Here is a 16,739-nt window from a genome sequence, read left to right on the forward strand (position 1 = left end):
GGGGGTGGAAGAATGTGCCGAGATGACCTCCAGCGACTACACCCCGTTCGCTCACCTCACCGCCCCCAACGCCCCCCTGTACCGCCAGGTCATGCGGGCCTTCCTCGCCGCCAAGGAGCGGTTCGCGGTGCATCTGCGGCCCGAGGACGTGCACGCCGCCCTGGACGAGGGGAGCCGGCCCGCCTACCTCGACGCGGTGACGCAGGCGCTGGACAAGCTCGTCGAGTGGGGCAATCTGCGGGCCGATCCGGACCACGCGCGGGTCACGGCGGTCGAGGACTTCTACCGCCGACGGTTCATCTACCAGCTCACCCGGGCAGGTGAGGCCGCCGAGGCGGCGCTGGGAACCTACGACGAGGTGCTGGGGCGGCGCGGGGAACTCCAGGCGGTCGCGCTGCACGACATCGTCACGCAGTTGCGGGCGCTCCTGGTGATCGCCGCGGAGGACGAGCCCGACCCGGCCAAGACCTACGTCGCCCTGTCCGTGCTGACGGCGCGGTTCACCGACCTCGCCGACAACGCCCGCGCCTTCATGGGCTCCCTCCAGCGCACCATCGACCTGCACGACATCGAGGTCGAGGCGTTCCTCGCCTACAAGGACCGGCTGATCCAGTACCTGGAGCGCTTCATCCAGGACCTCATCACGCTCGGCGGGCGCATCGCGCTGCTGATCGGGGAGCTGGAGGCGCAGGAGCGGGTCGGTCCTTTGCTGCGGCTCGCCGCCGCGCGCGAGGCAGCCGACGCCGCTCCCGAGGACGCCGAGCGGGCGGAGGCGGTGTCGTACGAGCGATGGGCGGCGCGGTGGTCCGGGCTGGCCGAGTGGTTCGTGTCGGGAGAGGAGCGGGAGTCGCAGGCCAGACTGCTGCGCGGGCGGGCACTCGGCTCGATTCCGCAGCTCCTGGCGGTCGTACGGCAGCTCAACGAGCGGCGGGCCGGACGTTCGGACCGTTCGGCCGACTTCCGCACCCTCGCGCGCTGGTTCGCCCAGGCGCCGGACGACGCGGCACGGCACCGGCTGTGGCGCGTGGCGTTCGGACTGCACTCCTCCCGGCACCTCACCGTCGACGCCGACACCCTCGCCGAACGGGCGGCCACCCCGGAGCCGGCCGCCACCCCGTGGAGCGAGGCGCGACCGCTCAGGATCAGCCCTCAGCTGCGCCGCACCGGTAGCTACGAACGGCGCGGCAGGCCCCGCCGGGTGGCCGACCGGGGCGAGGCGAAGCGTCGACTCGCCGAGATCGCCGCCCGGCAGACGGAGGAGACCAGGCGGGCGCGGGACCGTCTCGTGACGGACGGACCGGTGCGGCTGTCCCGGCTCGGCGGACTCGACCCGCACACCTTCCAGCTGTTCCTGCGACTGCTCGGCGACGCCCTCGCCACCTGGCGGCCGGGCACCATCACCACCGTCGCCACCAGCGCGGACGGTTCGACGGAGATCCGGCTGACCGCCCTCGGCGACGGATCGACAGCCGAAGTGCGCACTCCCGACGGTGTGTTCAGCGGTCCCGACCACCTGATCGACATCGTCGACCTCACGGTGGGGCAGCGCGACCGCGCCGCCGCACCGGCATCGGCACCCGTTCCCCTCCCAGTTCCCCTCCCCGTTCCCCGACGGGACACCGCTCCCCAGCTCACGGAGGACCGATGAGCGGCCCTCTTGCCGAGGTCCTCGACGGCCAGCGGCAGGCCGACCTCCAGAAGGCCGCACGCGCCCTGCTGAAGGAGCCACTGCTCACCGCCGACGGACCGTACGCCGACGAGTTCACGCTGGTGCGCCGGCACACCGCCGAGCTGCGGGAATGGTTCGAACGCAACGTCGGCTGGACGCTGCGCACGGACGCCGACGCCGCACGGCTGCGCAAGACGCCGGGCACCCTCACCGACGCCACACACCCGGCGCGCGAGGCCACCCGCAGCGCCCTGCCCTTCACCCGGCGCCGCTACGTCCTGCTCTGCCTGGCCTTGGCCGCTCTGGAACGCGGCGAGTCGCAGGTGGCGCTCGGCCGTCTCGCCGAGCAGGTCGTCCTGGCCGCCGCCGATCCCGAACTCGTCGCCGCCGGGATCACCTTCACGCTGGAGCGGCGCGACGAGCGCCTCGACCTCGCGGCCGTCGTCCGCGTGCTGATGCGGCTCGGGGTGCTGCGGCGGGTCGCCGGCGACGAGGACGCCTACGTCAGCGGATCGGGCGACGTGCTGTACGACGTGCGGCGGCGCGTGCTGGCCGGGATGCCCGCGTCCCTGCGGGGTCCCTCCATGGTGGAGGCCGAGGGCTTCGAGGAACGCCTGGTGGAGATGACCGCGTGGACCGTGCTCGACAGCGACGAGCTCAGGTTCCGGGCGGTCCGCTGGAAGCTGACCCGCATCCTCCTGGACGATCCGGTGCTGTACTACGACGACCTGACCGACGACGAACTGGCCTACCTCACCCGGCAGCGCGGCTTCATCACCGCCCGCATCAACGAACTGACGGGACTCGTCCCGGAGGTCCGGGCCGAGGGCATCGCCATGGTCGACCCGATGGACGACCTCACGGACGCGCGCATGCCGGAACAGGGCACCCACGGTCACATCACCCTGCTGCTGGCGGCGCACCTGGCCCGTGCGGCCGGGCCCGTCGAACCGGCGGAGCTGGCGGCCCGCGTACGGGAACTGGCCGCGGAGCACGGCGGGTTCTGGTCCAAGTCGGCGAGGGAACCGGGAGCGGAGCCCGAACTCGTCGAGCGAGCGCTGGCCAAACTGGTGGCCCTGGGACTCGCCGAGCGCACCGAACGGGGCGTCGTACCGCGGCCGGCCCTCGCGCGGTACGCGGTGGGCGAACCCGTGGTCAGGGAACCCGGGCGGGCCGGCCCGCCCGCCACGACCGAACAACCACCGCAACCCGTGCGGGACGTGCAGCCCGTGCAGGACGAAAGGTGAACCGCTTCGTGACCGCGCCCCCCGGCCCCGAGTTCTGCGGCACCGCGCTGCCCGCTCCCGCGCCCGGCCGGTGGCGCCCCCTGCGCATCGGACTTGTCGATCTCTTCCACTACGACGTCGAGGAGTTCTGGTTCCGCGACGGCCGGCTGCTGCTGCGCGGCAACAACGGCACCGGCAAGTCGAAGGTGCTCGCCCTCACCCTGCCGTTCCTCCTGGACGGCGATCTCTCCGCCCGTCGTGTCGAACCCGACGGCGACCCGGGCAAGCGCATGGAGTGGAACCTCCTCCTGGGTGGCGCTCACCCCCATCCCGAACGGCTCGGCTACACCTGGATCGAGTTCGGACGACTCGACGGCAGTACGGGCGAGGCGCACTTCCGCACGCTGCTGTGCGGACTGAAGGCGGTCGCCGGACGTGGCATCGCCCGCCACTGGTTCGCGGTCACCGACCAGCGGATCGGCGCGGGCCTCGACCTGCTGGACGCGACCGGGACGGCACTGTCCCGGGACCGGCTCGCCGAAGCCGTCGGCGGCCACGGCATGGTGTACGACACGGCGAAGGCCTACCGCAGGGCGGTCGACGAAGCGCTGTTCGGGCTGGGGGAGCGGCGCTTCGGCGCCCTCGTCGACCTCCTGATCCAGCTGCGCCAGCCCCAGCTGTCCAAGCGACCCAGCGAGGCCGCCCTGTCCCGGGCGCTGACCGAGGCGCTGCCGCCGATGGACCAGGCGGTCGTCGCCGACGCGGCGGAGGCGTTCCGGTCGCTGGACGAGGAGAAGGAGGAACTGCGGGCCGCCCGCGAGGCGGAACAGGCGTCCTCGGCATTCCTCGACCACTACCGCCGCTATGCCCGCCTCGCCTCCCGGCGCCGCGCCCGGCTGCCCCGCCGCGAACACGCCCGGTACGAGAACCTGCAACGGGAACTCGCCAGGGCGCAGGCCGACCGGGAGCGGGCCGTGGTGGATCGCGAGGAGGCCAGGGAGAGGGGTGCCGCCCTCGACGAGCGGGCCGCGCGGCTGGCCGCTCAGGACGCCACGCTGCGGTCCGGGCCCGAGATGCGCGACGCCCGCGCGCTCGACCGGGCGTCGGACGACGCCTCCCGCACGGCCGCGGAGCTGAAGCGGGCCGAGGCGGACCGGCGTACGGCGGCCGAGGCACACACCCGGGCCCTGGGCCGGCTCGCCACCGCGGACAACCGGCTCACAGCAGCCCGGGAGGCGTTGGACGGGATCCGGGACCGGGTGGCCGAGAGCGCCGGGGCCGCCCGGCTCGACATCCCCAGGACGGAGGGAGCCCCCGACGCGGTTCTGCGCCGGGAGGCGGACGAGGCGACGGCGAGCAGGCGGCGCGCCGTCGAGCACGTGGCGGAGCTCGCCATGCGGGCCGAGCAGGCCGACGAGCGGCATCGTGCCGCCCGGCTGCGCGTCGACGAGGCCGACGAGGAGGTCGTGCACGCGGAGGAGCGGCTGGCCGAGGCGGAGGAGGACGTCGCCCGAGAGGGGCGGGCGCTGGTCACGGCCGTGCGGGAGTGTCTTTCCGGGTGCGTGGAGCTGCGGGTGCCCGGGCCGGCCGGGGTCCTGGACGCCGTACAGGAATGGGCGAGCTCTCTGGACGGCCCGATGCCGGTTCGTACGGCGGCGAGCGAGGCGCATCGCGCCGCCGCCTCCCGCCTGGCCGACCGGGCGGCCGGACTGGCCCACCGCGAGGCCGCGACGGCGGGGCGGCAGCGGCTGGCGGTGGAGGAACTGACCACCCTCGAAACGGGTGGGGAGCGCGGCCCGTCAACCCCTTACACGCGCACACCCGGCGTGCGGGACCGGGGACCCGGCGCTCCGCTGTGGCGGCTGGTCGACTTCCGCCCGCACCTCACCGCGACCGACCGCGCCGGCCTGGAAGCCGCGCTGGAGGCGTCCGGACTCCTCGACGCCTGGGTGTGTCCGGACGGCTCCGCGGTCGCGGCGGACGGCCATGACGTACTGCTCGATCCGGTCGGACTGCTCGGCGGAGCCGGCCTCGACCGCGCGCTGTGCCCGGCGGTCGACCCCGTGGACGCGGGGGCCGCAGCCGTGGGGGAGGGGACGGTCGCGCGTCTGCTCGCCTCGATCGGGCTGGCCGAGGTCGGCGATGACCGGCCTGGTGAGGCCTCTTGGGAGGCCGGTGGCCACGACACCTGGGTCTGCGCGGACGGGCGCTTCCGCGTCGGGGCGCTCACCGGGAGCTGGGCCAAGGGCAGCGCCCAGTACGTGGGGGAAGGAGCACGGGAGCAGGCTCGCCGTGTCCGCATCGGGGAACTGCGCGCCGAGATCGACGATCTGACGACGGAGCGGGAACGACTGGCCGAGGAGTCCCGCGCTGTGGCCGGGCGCCGTGCCGTACTGGACGCCGAACTCGCCGCACTGCCCGACGACGACGACCTGCGGCGCGCCCACGCACGCGTCACCGCCGAGGCCGAAGCGGTCCGGCGCGCCCGCACCCGGCGGGACGAACGGACCGCGGAACTGGCACCGGCGGCGGACCAGGCCGAGCGTGCGGCGGCCGAACTCGCCGACACCGCAGCCGCCTTGAACCTCCCCACCGACCACACGGCACTGGGCGCCGTGCGCCAGGCGCTCGCCGACCACACCGCCCTCCTGGCGGCCCTGTGGCCCGCACTGCGCGAACGCGCGGAGGCCGAGCGCGCGGTGACCGCCGAGAGGGAGGAGACCAGCCGGGCCGACCTGCTCGTGTCCGAACTCGCCGAGCGCGCCGCGGATGCGGCTCGGGTGGCCGCGGCGGCGGACGAACACCTCAGGACGCTCCGCTCCACCGTCGGAGCGGCCGTGGCCGAGCTGCAGAGGCAACTGGAGGACACGGCCGAGGCGGCCCGGGTATGCGAGCACGAGCAGCGGCAGGCCCGGGCGGAGCACGGTGACGCCGAGCGGCGGGCCAGCCGCGCCGAGGGACGCATCGAGCGGCTCGCCGAGGACGTCACCGAGGCGACCGCCGCGCGGGAGGAAGCCGTAGCGGCGCTTCAGCGGTTCGCCGCGACGGGGCTGCTCGCCGTCGCGCTGCCCGACATCGACGTACCGGACGACGGCGCAGGGACCTGGGCGGCGACGCCCGCCGTCGCCCTCGCGCGGGCCGTGGAGTCCCGGCTCTCCTCGATCGACGACACCGACGCGGCCTGGGAGCGCGTGCAGAAGCGGCTGAGCGAGGAGTTCGGCAGGCTCCAGGACGCCCTGTCGCGGCACGGCCACACCGCCACCGCCCGCCCGAGCGAGGACGGCATGCGGGTCGACATCGTCTACCAGGGCCGGGAACGGGCCGTGCCCGATCTCGCCGAGGCACTGGCCGTGGAGGTCGCGGAACTGACCCGCATCCTGTCCGCACGCGAACGTGAGATCCTCCAGACCCATCTGATCACCGAGGTCGCCGGGACCCTCCAGGAACTGATCGGGGCGGCCGAACGGCAGGTGGCCGCCATGAACAGGGAACTGGAGGAGCGCCCGACCTCCACGGGCATGAAGCTGCGGCTGGTGTGGAGAGCGTCCCGCCGGGCCCCGCAGGGACTGACCCAGGCCCGCGAACGGCTGCGTCAGTCGGCCGACGCGTGGTCTCCCGCGGACCGGGCCGCGGTCGGCGCGTTCCTCCAGGAGCAGATCGCCCACCGTCAGGCCGACGACAGCGCCGGCAGCTGGCTGGAGGACCTCACCGCCGCCCTCGACTACCGGTCCTGGCACGAGTTCGGCGTCGAACGCCACCAGCACGGCAAGTGGGTACCGGCCACCGGGCCCGCCTCGGGCGGGGAGCGCGTACTGGCCGCGTCCGTGCCCCTGTTCGCCGCCGCATCCTCGCACTACGCGAGCGCGGGCGGCGCGCACGCCCCGCGCCTGGTCACCCTGGACGAGGCGTTCGCCGGCGTGGACGACGACTCGCGCGCCAAGTGCCTCGGTCTGCTACGCGCCTTCGACCTCGACGTCGTCATGACCAGCGAGCGCGAATGGGCCTGCTACCCCCAGGTGCCGGGCATCGCCATCGCCCAGCTCTCCCGCGTCGACGACATCGACGCCGTACTGGTGACGAGGTGGGAATGGGACGGCATCGAACGGCGGCGCGGCACTGAGCCCGGTGCCAGGGCGGACACGTTCGGAGCGGCTGCCCGCGCCGGTGACTCCGGCGAGGGGCCCGGGCCGGTGAGTCCCGTCGATGAGCCGGGGCGGACCGTCGTCGACAGCGCCGGCGGACAGGGCCCCCTGTGGACGTGAACCATGCGGCGACCCCGCCCGACCGCGACGGAGGCCGGGCGACGGCCGGAGGCACGTCGCCGTCGGTACCGCCGGTCGCCACCGCGGACGCGGTGCCGACCGGGCCGTCACCGGCAGATGCCCGGACCGATGTCGACACCGAGCGCCTCGGGCGCCTGCTCGGCGATCCCGGCCTCACCTGGTTCGTCGACCGCGTGCGGCAGCGCATGGCCCGCGACCGGGCGCTCACCGGCTCCGTCACCTTGTCCGACCCCGACGAATCCCAACGGCACGCCGCCGATCGCCTTCTCGGGCGGGCACCACGATCCAGCGGCTCCCTGAGCATTCGCCTCACCACCGTGGACGAGATCCTGCGTCGCTCCGGTGTCAGCCCCGACGGACTGGCGGCGGCCGTCGTCGCCCTCACCGGCCCGGTCGTACTCCACACGGAGACAAGGGACAGGGAGGAACGGGCCTGGGAGGAGGCGTACGCCGCGCTCGGCACCCTCGACGCGGAGTTGGTCCCCTGGGCAGAACGGATCCGCGGTGACGGTCTCGTACGGCGCCTCGCCCGTACCCCGGAGGTCGCGGGCCCCCTGGTGGAGGCCGCCGTGCGCGCGTTGCGTGCGCTGCCCGCGTCACCCCCGACCTCGCGGGCGACGTTCGCGGCACGGAACCTTTCGGGCGCCCATGCCCTGGACGAGGGGACGCCGCTCGCCACGCTGGTCCTGTCCGGCATCCGTTGCCTCACCGGGTTCCCCGACGGCTCCGGTGCGCAGTGGCGGCGGGAGGCGTGGGCCTCGGCGGGCCTGCTCAAGGACGACCTGTCATCGACCGTCCTCACCCTCAACCTGCGTGGTACTCCACCCCTCGACTGGATGGCCGACGCGGGAGAGCCGGCGGTGCTGACCCTCCGCTCCCTGACCGGTCGCGCACCGGTTGCCCCTGTTCCGACGGCGGGAACCGTCCACCTCTGCGAGAACCCGGCCGTGCTGTCCGCCGCAGCCGAAGTTCTCGGCCCGGCATGCCCGCCGATGGTGTGCCTCCAGGGGCAACCGTCGGCTGCCGCGCTCACCTTGCTGCGCGACCTGTCCGCGCGGGGAGCCCGCCTTCTCTACCACGGCGATTTCGACTGGGGTGGTGTGCGTATAGCCGCGGCACTGGCGCGAAGCGTCTCCTGGCGACCATGGCGCTACACGGCCGCCGATTACCGAGCGGCAGTGAGCACAGCGGCCGAAGCTCCCGCCCTGACGGGCTCGCCCGCCGCGACTCCCTGGGACCCCGCCCTGGCCGTCGCCCTCGCCGAGTGCGGTGTGCGGGTCGAGGAGGAAACGCAGCTGGACGACTTGCTCACGGACCTTCGGGCGGGGTCCCGCTGAGGAGTGGTTCCGCCTCCTTCGCACGGCTGCCGCACAACCGTCCGCGCGGAGCCGATCTCTACGCCGCGCACTCCGCCCGGTGTGCGGATCGCGCTCGACGGGAGGGCGCGGTGCCCGTGGCCGTCCGTCTTCCTGAGGTGGTCGACAGACAGGAGGGGGCCATGTGTTCGTGCCGGGCACCTGAGGTTCGGGGCCGCTGGGCCCGGCCGAGGACATACCCGGGTAGGTACTCGGATGGGGACCAGCGGCCCATGTCCGGGCGTCATCTGCCGCACGACAGTGGGGGCGTGGGCAAACACATCGTGATTCTCGGAGGCGGAACCTCCGGCACCATGACGGCCAACCGCCTGTGCCGCACGTACGACCAGCGCGAGTGCCGGATCACGGTCGTCGACCAGAACGACGACCACCTCTACCATCCCGGCCTGCTGTTCGTACCCTTCGGGCTCGCCCAGCCCGACCACCTCGTCCGCCCTCGTCCCCGGCAGCTGAACGCGGCCGTCGACTACAAGCAGGCACGGATCGAGCGCGTCGACCTGGACGCACGAATCGTCCACCTCGCCGGTGGAATACGGCTGACGTACGACGTTCTCGTGGTCGCCACCGGAGCGACGCTGCTGCCGCAGGAGACCGAGGGACTGACGGGAACCGGCTGGGGCGACAAGGTCTTCACCTTCTACGACCTGCCCGGAGCCGTGGGTCTGCACGACGCGCTGGAGCGCTTCGAGGGTGGCCGCCTGGTGGTCGATGTCGCCGACCTGCCCCTCAAGTGCCCCGTCGCGCCTCTGGAGTTCGCCTTTCTGGCCGACTGGTACTTCCGGCGCCGGGGCATCCGCGACCGGGTCGAGCTGACGTACGCCACGCCGCTCGACGGGGCTTTCACCAAGCCGGTCGCGGCCAAAGCGCTGGGCGGGCTGCTCAAGGACAAGGGCATCGAACTGGTCACGGAGTTCACCCTCGGAGAGGTCGACGGCGAACGCGGTCGGCTGGTGTCGTACGACGAGCGTGAGGTGCCCTTCGACCTGGCGGTCGTCGTGCCGTTGCACGGCGGCGCCGAGTACGTGGAGCGCTCCGAGGGCCTGGGCGACGAACTCGGCTTCGTCCCCGTCGACCCGCACACGCTGCAACTCCCGGGCCGTCCGGAGGTGTTCGCGATCGGTGACGCGGCGGGCCTGCCCGCCTCCAAGGCCGGATCGGTGGCTCACTTCGAGGGTGAGGTGCTGGTGCGCAACATCGTCCGTCACCTCGCCGGGCAGCCGTTGGACGCCTTCTTCGACGGGCACGCCAACTGCTTCGTGGAGACCGGCTTCCACAAGGCCCTGCTCATCGACTTCAACTACGACACCGAGCCGCTGCCCGGCCACTTCCCGGGCCCCGTCGGTCTGCCGCTGATGAAGGAGTCGCACGCCGCCCACCTCGGCAAGCTCGCCTTCGAATGGCTGTACTGGCACAGCCTGCTGCCCGGCCGGGAACTGCCCGGCATCGGCACGGCCATGCCCGAGCGTGGCAAGCACCACGTATCCGCCTGAGAACCACGTATCCGGTTTGAGAGCCCACGTGCCCGTCCAGGGCCGCGTGTCCGTCCAGGCCCGCCCAGGGGAGAGGACCCGTCATGCCCACCGCCACCTACAACAACACCGACATCCCCGTCGACGACGAGGGCTTCTTCACCGACCCGGCCCGTTGGACCGAGCCGATGGCCGAGCAGATCGCCAAGGAGACCGGCATCGACACGCTGACCGACCGGCACTGGGTCGTCATCCGCTTCATGCGCGAGCAGTACGCGGCCAAGGGCACCGGCCCCACCGTGCGCGTCCTCGGCAAGACCTCCGGTGTGAGCGTCAAGGAGCTGTACCAGCTGTTTCCCAAGGGACCGGCGAAGACCGCCGCGAAGATCGCCGGTATCCCCAAGCCCCGCGGCTGCATCTGAGAGGGGGGCCAACCGCCATGGCCGACACCGCAGTGATCGAGAAGGTTTCGATCATCGTCTCCAAGGGATCCCTGGAGGGGATCTACCCGGCCCTGATCATGGCCAACGGTGCCCGCGCCGAGGGCATCGAGGCCGACCTGTTCTTCACCTTCTTCGGCCTGGACGCCGTCACGAAGAAGCGCTGGGAGCACATCAAGCTGGCCACCGTCGGCAACCCCGGGCTGCACCTGCCGACCCTCCTGGGCGGCATGCCAGGGGTCCCGGACCTGGTCACCCGGTACATGGAACGCAAGATGGACAGGCTCGACATCCCGCCGATCCCGGAGTTCATCGAGATGATCGCCGACACCGGGGCGGGCATCTACGCCTGCAAGGCGTCCGTCAACCTGTTCGAACTCGACAAGGACGACCTGGTCGAGCAGGTCCAGGGCATCATCACGGTCGGCGAGTTCTACGAGCACGCGGCCGGCGGCCAGATCATCTACACCTGAGACGTCCGGCCCAGGGCACGGGTGGCGAGTCGTCCCCCTGGACGGCAGGCGGAGACCCGTTCCTCTTCGACGGGGGCGGGCGGCGGCCGGTGGGGTTCCGGTCGCCGCCCGGTGCGGTGGGCGGTGGCATCAGGCGTCGGCGGATGCGGGCAGGGAGAGCCAGGCGCCGTAGCCGCCGAGCAGGTCGGAGACATCGGTGCGGCCCTTGTGCCGCAGCAGGCCGGCGGCGATGGAGGAGCGGTGACCACCCGCGCAGTGGACGACCAGGGGGCGGCCGGCCGGGATCTCGTCGACGCGGCGCGCGAGTTCGGCCAGCGGGATGTGCAAGGAGCCCTCGATGAAGCCCTCTTCGCGCTCGGCGGTGTTGCGCACGTCGAGCACCAGCGGCGGCTCGTCGCCGTCGAGCAGCCGGCGCAGCTCGTCGGCGGTCAGCCGGCTCGCCTGTTCCATGTCGTCGGCCAGCCGGGGGAAGGCACCCTCGGGCTCGCGCAGGTAGCCGCTGACCTTGTCGAAACCGATCCGGGCGAGCCGGGTGACGACCTCCTCCTCCCGGTCCTGCGGCGCGATGACGACGACGTCCTGCTCGGGGGCGACGACCATGCCCGCCTGCTCGGCGAAGCGGCCGTCCGCGGGGACGTTGACCGAGCCCCGCAGATGCCCGGGCGCGAAGTCCTGCGGCGAGCGGGCGTCGACCACGACCGCTCCCTGCGCACGCCGCTCCATGAACTCCTCGACCGACAGGGGCCGGGACGCGGTGGTCGCGTCGAACAGGCCGTGCTCCTTGCGGTTGAGGATGGCGTCGTAGACGAAGTAGGCGGGCGCGGAGGGCTGGCCCTGCGTCACCAGCGACACGAACTTCTCCTCGCTCATCGGGCGGCAGGCGTAGTTGGTGGCGCGCTGTTCGCCGATGGTGGACCGGCGCTGGGTGGAGAGGTTCTTTCCGCAGGCGGATCCGGCGCCGTGGGCGGGGAAGACCCGCACGGCGTCCGGGAGGCCCATCAGCTTGTGCTGAATGGTGTCGTAGAGCATGCGGCCGAGTTCGTCGGCGCTCACGCCGACGGAGGCGAGCAGGTCGGGGCGGCCGACGTCGCCGATGAACAGCGCGTCGCCGGTGAGCACGCCGTAGGGGACGGTGTCGTCCGTGTGCTCGTACACCAGGACGCTGATGGACTCCGGGGTGTGGCCGGGGGTTTCGAGGATCTGCACCTGCACGTCGCCGAGGCTGATGCGCTCGCCGTCGGCCAGCTTGCGGATGGGGTACTCGGCCTCGGCGCGCTGCCCGTAGCCGATCCAGGCGCCGGTGCGGTCGGCGAGCTCCAGGTGGCCGGCGAGGAAGTCGGCGTGGAAGTGGGTGTTGACGACCGCCTCGATGGTGAAGCCATGGGTGGCGGCGTCGGCGAGGTACTCGGAGACGTCGCGGCGCGGGTCGACGACGACGGCCTTGCCGGTGGTCTCGTCGGCGATCATGTAGGACGCCTGGGAGAGGCAGTCGAGGTAGTACTGGGCGAAGAACATGGTCGGGTGACCTCCCTGTGGAATGAGGCGCATTACCCCTGGGGATATGCGGAAGGGTCTGGTCCGCCCTTGGCGGAGGGCGGTGATGGCGGCCGGCCCGGGTCGGGGGATGCCCGGACCGACCGGTCAGAGTCGGCCGGTGAGCATGCCGTGCCAGTAGATCGGCGGCAGGCCGTACCGCTTGAACGCCCACATGGTGCGCCGCTCCTTGAACGGGTCGAGCAGCGGGAAGGTGGGCGTGGGGTTGAGGTCGTAGTCGAACTCCGCGAGCAGCATCCGATCGCGGGCCGTCACCAGCGGGCAGGACGTGTAGCCGTCGTACCGGTGCGAGGGGGAACAGCCGTTCATGACGTCGAGCACGTTGCCGGCCACGACCGGGGCCTGCTTGCGCACCGCGGCACCCGTCTTGGAGGTGGGCAGGTTCGCCACGTCCCCGACGGCGAAGACGTTGTCGTACGACGGGTGTTGGAGAGTGTGCTTGTGGGCGGCGACGAAGCCCTGGGGACTGGCCGGGTCGGCGAGCGGGCTCGCCTTGACCCAGTCCGGCGCGCTCTGCGGCGGCACCGCATGCAGGAAGTCGTAGCCGAGGGTTTCCTTCGTGCCGCTGGTGTGGTCACTGATCGTGACCGTGCGGGCGCCGCCGTCGACGGCCGTCATCTCGGAGCGCAGCCGCACCTCGATGCCGTAACGGGCGGCCACCTTCTCCAGGACCCGCGACCAGGCGGGTACCTTGAACATCGCCGGGTCGGGGATGACCAGGACGATCCGGATACCGTCGAGGACCTTCCGCCTGCGCCAGTGGTCGGCGGCCAGGTAGGCGATCTTCTGGGGGGCGCCACCGCACTTCAGCGGGGTCGCGGGATGGGTGAAGACGGCCGTACCCGAGCGCATCCGCCTGATCAGTTCCCAGGTGCGGGGCGCGTACTCGGGCGCGTAGTTGCTGCTCACCGCGTCGTGCCCGACCGCCTCCGCCAGTCCCGGCACGTCGCTCCAGTCCAGTTGCAGGCCGGGTGCCATGATCAGGTACTCGTAGGTGAGTTCGGCATCTCCGGTCAGGGTCACCGTGCGGGTGTCGGGGTCGACGGCCAGGGCGTGGCTGCGGATCCAGCGCACTCCGTCGGGTACGACGGAGCCTTCGGGGCGGCGGGAGGCGTGCAGGGGTGCCTGGCCGCCGCCGACCAGGGTCCACAGCGGCTGGTACCAGTGCGTGTCGGACGGTTCGATCAGGGTGATGTCGCTGACGCCGGCGCGGCGCAGGCGGGCGGCGACGCTGATGCCGGCGCTGCCGCCGCCGATGACGGCGACGCGGTGGCGGCCGGAGACCGGGGCGTCGGCGGGGGAGGGAGTGGCGGCCAAGGTGGTGCTCCTTTCCGGCTGGGCGTGGTGCGGGTGGTGGGCCGAGGTCAGGCGGCGCGCTCCTGGGGGCCGGCCACGACAGGACGTCCGGCGCGGGCCCAGGTGCCGGTGCCCCCGGTCACGGAGTAGGCGTCGACGCCACGGGAGTTCATCCAGTCGGCAGCCGTCCTGCTGCGGTTGCCGCTGGCGCAGATCACGAACACCGGCCGGTCCGTGGGAAGTTCACCGCTCCGGGTGGGCACGGTGCGCAGCGCCATCAGGCGGGCGCCGGGCACGTGCCCGGCGGCGTACTCGTCCGCCTCCCGTACGTCGACCACGAGTGCGCCGGCGGCCCAGGCCGCCGCGAACGCTTCCTGTGTCACTTCACGAGCCACTTGATTGCCTCCTCAATTACCCCGGGGGGTATCTCTCCGGCGAGAGTACGGCGACCCGAAGAGGGCGTCAAATACCCCAGGGGGTATTTGCCTGTGAGGTAACTCGCGGCTCCGCGTCGGGGGTGAGAACCAGTCGTGACTGGTGACTGGTGACGGGTGACGGGTGACCGTGACCCCGAGGCCCGGGAGTCGTGCCCCTGGGCAGGCGGAGCGTCATCCGTGCCCCGCTGCCCGGTCCGGAGTCCGCGGTGGCCGTGCTGCCGCGGGCGTTGGCCGACTCCTTGGTCACCGCAAGGTCGATTCCGCTGCCGGTCTCCGGCGCGGGCGCGGGCCCCGTGCCGCAGACGGTCGAAGGCGTGGGGCGGCTCGTCGGCAGGGGTTCCTGGGCCGGTGTGTCTGTCGGCCTCCGGCGGTTCCGGGCCGGAGGGTGAACCTGGTGTGTCCGGTTCGGGCCATATGTGCTTGACCGACGCCTGGCGGCCTTCGGGTGCCGGATCTCCGACGCGCGGGTCGCGCGCATGGAGACGGTCCCGGGCTGCGCCCGGCCGGGACCGTCGTGACGAACGTCCGCCGTCTCTCGAAGGCTCCGAGGGGCTTGGCCGTGCGGTCGGGGCGTGTGGATCAGCCGGCGCCCGGGCGGGCTCGTTCCGCGGTCCGGAGTTTCGGGGAGATCTTCAATACCCAGGGGGGTATTTGACAAGGCTCGATGGTTGCCCTTACGGTCGAGAGCGTAATACCCATGGGGGTATCTGGAGGTGAATCTCGCTCGCGGTCCGTGAAGCGGACCTGGAGCCCCTTGTCGCCGGCCGGTGTGTCGGCGCCGTCGTCATCGGTGTGCGGGCCGGGAGGCAGCTGCCGGGACATGTGCCCGGTGCGGTGTGCAGGCGGCGGCGCCGACGGCGGGGCAGCGAACCGGCTCACCGCCGTCGGGGAGCGCGTCCCTTGGGTCATCGGCGGCACCTGGGGTCGGACCGGTACCGGCCGGCCCGGGGGCGACGGGGTCCGCCCCTCGGACCGCTCGACCTCCCCCTGTTCCTGCGCCCACCCCTCGGGGTGGGCCACCTTTTGGCCTCCCGGATACCCCACCCCGTATCCGGGTCACCGCTTACGGAGGTTTCCGTGTTCTTCGCCCAGTACTACCTCGACTGCCTCTCCCAGGCGTCGTACATGATCGCCGACGAGTCCACCGGCCGGGCCGTGGTCGTCGACCCCCGCCGGGACGTGTCGGAGTACCTGGCGGACGCCGAGGCCCGCGGGTTCACCGTCGTCGGCGTGATCAACACCCACTTCCACGCGGACTTCGTCGCCGGACACCTGGAGGTGGCGGCCGAGACGGGCGCGTGGATCGGTTACGGCCGCCGCGCCGCGACGGAGTACCCCGTCCGCCACCTCGCCGACGGGGAGACCATCAGTCTGGGTGACGTCACCCTGGAGATCATGGAAACGCCGGGGCACACCCCGGAGTCGATCAGCGTGCTGGTCCGCGAGCGCCGCGAGGACGCCGTGCCGTACGGGGTGCTGACCGGTGACGCGCTGTTCATCGGGGACGTGGGCCGTCCCGACCTGCTCGCCTCCGTCGGCGTCACCGCCGACGAGCTCGGCGCCATGCTGTACGACAGCGTCCAGAACAAGCTGATGGGCCTGCCGGACGAGGTGCGGGTCTTCCCCGCCCACGGCGCCGGCTCGGCCTGTGGCAAGAACCTGTCCACCGAGAAGCAGTCGACCATCGGCGAACAGCGGGCCACCAACTACGCCTGTGCGCCGATGAGCGAGGCCGACTTCGTGGACATCGTGACCGCCGGTCAGTCCGCCGCTCCCGGCTACTTCGTCCACGACGCGATGCTCAACCGCAAGGACCGTGCGCTGTTCGATCCCGCCGCCGCGCCGCGCCCGCTGACCGTCGGGGACTGCATCGACCTCCGCGTCTCCGGTGCCGTGGTCGTCGACGCCCGCGACCCGCAGGAGTTCGCCGCCGGACATCTGCGCGGAGCGGTCAACGTCCCGGCCGACGGCCGCTTCGCCGAGCAGGCCGGCACCGTCCTGCCCGTCGACGCCGACCTGCTGGTCCTCGCTCCGCAGAATCGCGAGGAGGAGATCGTCACGCGTCTGGCCCGGATCGGCTTCGACCGTGTGGCGGGCTACCTGCGCTCCCCGGACGACGCCCTGACGGTGCTGGCCGACGAGGTCACACCGGCCGACCGCCTCACCGCCGCGCAGGTCCGGGCCGCGCTGGAGGGTGACAACCCGCCGGTCGTCATCGACGTCCGCAACTGCGGCGAGCGCACCGAGCACGGCTCCGTCGAAGGCGCTCTGCACATCGCACTCGGCGAACTGCCGCGCCGCCTCGACGAGATCCCGCGCGACCGCCCCCTGGTCCTGCACTGCGCGGGCGGCCACCGTTCCTCCATCGCCGCCAGTCTGCTGCGCCACCACGGCTTCACCGACGTCTCCGACATCCTCGGCGGCCACGCCGCCTGGGCCCTGCTCGACACCCCTGTCGCCGTCTGACCCGACGGGCCGGGCCGACCTCACGGGGACCGGCCCGCACCCCGGCCCCG

General features: G+C 72.5%; 11 protein-coding genes. 8 read left to right on the forward strand and 3 right to left on the reverse strand.

The window, feature by feature from the left end; all coding sequences use genetic code 11:
* Window positions 1-22 precede the first annotated feature (22 nt).
* The 7 genes from AOK15_RS25865 to AOK15_RS25895 all read left to right on the forward strand — a co-directional run bounded on the left by AOK15_RS25865 (window position 23) and on the right by AOK15_RS25895 (window position 10,936).
* The gene (locus AOK15_RS25865; RefSeq protein WP_079058702.1) at window positions 23-1,648 is read left to right on the forward strand and encodes a TIGR02677 family protein; all 1,626 of its coding nucleotides are present in this window, start codon (window positions 23-25) and stop codon (window positions 1,646-1,648) included.
* Window positions 1,645-2,916 (forward strand): TIGR02678 family protein, encoded by a 1,272-nt coding sequence (locus AOK15_RS25870; protein ID WP_055520755.1) that lies wholly within the window; start codon window positions 1,645-1,647, stop codon window positions 2,914-2,916. The genes AOK15_RS25865 and AOK15_RS25870 overlap by 4 nt, the downstream gene beginning before the upstream one ends.
* Window positions 2,917-2,924: 8 nt before the next feature.
* On the forward strand, window positions 2,925-7,157 hold the full coding sequence (locus tag AOK15_RS25875) for a TIGR02680 family protein (RefSeq protein WP_063799054.1): 4,233 nt from the start codon (window positions 2,925-2,927) through the stop codon (window positions 7,155-7,157).
* Window positions 7,154-8,515: a TIGR02679 family protein gene (locus AOK15_RS25880; RefSeq protein ID WP_240508593.1), complete on the forward strand. Its 1,362-nt coding sequence runs from the start codon at window positions 7,154-7,156 to the stop codon at window positions 8,513-8,515. The genes AOK15_RS25875 and AOK15_RS25880 overlap by 4 nt, the downstream gene beginning before the upstream one ends.
* A gap of 251 nt (window positions 8,516-8,766) precedes the next feature.
* On the forward strand, window positions 8,767-10,044 hold the full coding sequence (gene sqr, locus AOK15_RS25885; RefSeq protein ID WP_055520756.1) for a type III sulfide quinone reductase, selenoprotein subtype: 1,278 nt from the start codon (window positions 8,767-8,769) through the stop codon (window positions 10,042-10,044).
* Between the two features lie 83 nt (window positions 10,045-10,127).
* Window positions 10,128-10,445, forward strand: a complete 318-nt coding sequence (locus AOK15_RS25890) for a TusE/DsrC/DsvC family sulfur relay protein (RefSeq protein WP_055520757.1) — start codon at window positions 10,128-10,130, stop codon at window positions 10,443-10,445.
* A 17-nt stretch (window positions 10,446-10,462) separates the two neighbouring features.
* On the forward strand, window positions 10,463-10,936 hold the full coding sequence (locus AOK15_RS25895) for a DsrE/DsrF/DrsH-like family protein (protein ID WP_055520758.1): 474 nt from the start codon (window positions 10,463-10,465) through the stop codon (window positions 10,934-10,936).
* A 129-nt stretch (window positions 10,937-11,065) separates the two neighbouring features.
* On the opposite strand, the gene AOK15_RS25900 is transcribed toward AOK15_RS25895, so the two are convergent.
* From AOK15_RS25900 to AOK15_RS25910, 3 genes are all read right to left on the reverse strand, one after another.
* Window positions 11,066-12,451 carry a rhodanese-like domain-containing protein gene (locus AOK15_RS25900; protein WP_055520759.1) on the reverse strand — a complete coding sequence of 462 codons (1,386 nt, stop codon included), beginning with the start codon at window positions 12,449-12,451 and terminating at the stop codon, window positions 11,066-11,068.
* A 126-nt stretch (window positions 12,452-12,577) separates the two neighbouring features.
* Window positions 12,578-13,807 (reverse strand): NAD(P)/FAD-dependent oxidoreductase, encoded by a 1,230-nt coding sequence (locus AOK15_RS25905; RefSeq protein WP_055520760.1) that lies wholly within the window; start codon window positions 13,805-13,807, stop codon window positions 12,578-12,580.
* 47 nt (window positions 13,808-13,854) lie between these two features.
* On the reverse strand, window positions 13,855-14,181 hold the full coding sequence (locus tag AOK15_RS25910) for a rhodanese-like domain-containing protein (protein ID WP_055520761.1): 327 nt from the start codon (window positions 14,179-14,181) through the stop codon (window positions 13,855-13,857).
* A gap of 1,119 nt (window positions 14,182-15,300) precedes the next feature.
* On the opposite strand from AOK15_RS25910, the gene AOK15_RS25920 reads away from it, so the two are divergent.
* Window positions 15,301-16,689, forward strand: coding sequence for an MBL fold metallo-hydrolase (locus AOK15_RS25920; protein WP_055520763.1), 1,389 nt, complete (start codon window positions 15,301-15,303; stop codon window positions 16,687-16,689).
* Window positions 16,690-16,739 lie beyond the last annotated feature (50 nt).

The organism is Streptomyces ossamyceticus (genome assembly GCF_001418475.1).
GTDB classification, from domain to species: domain Bacteria; phylum Actinomycetota; class Actinomycetes; order Streptomycetales; family Streptomycetaceae; genus Streptomyces; species Streptomyces ossamyceticus.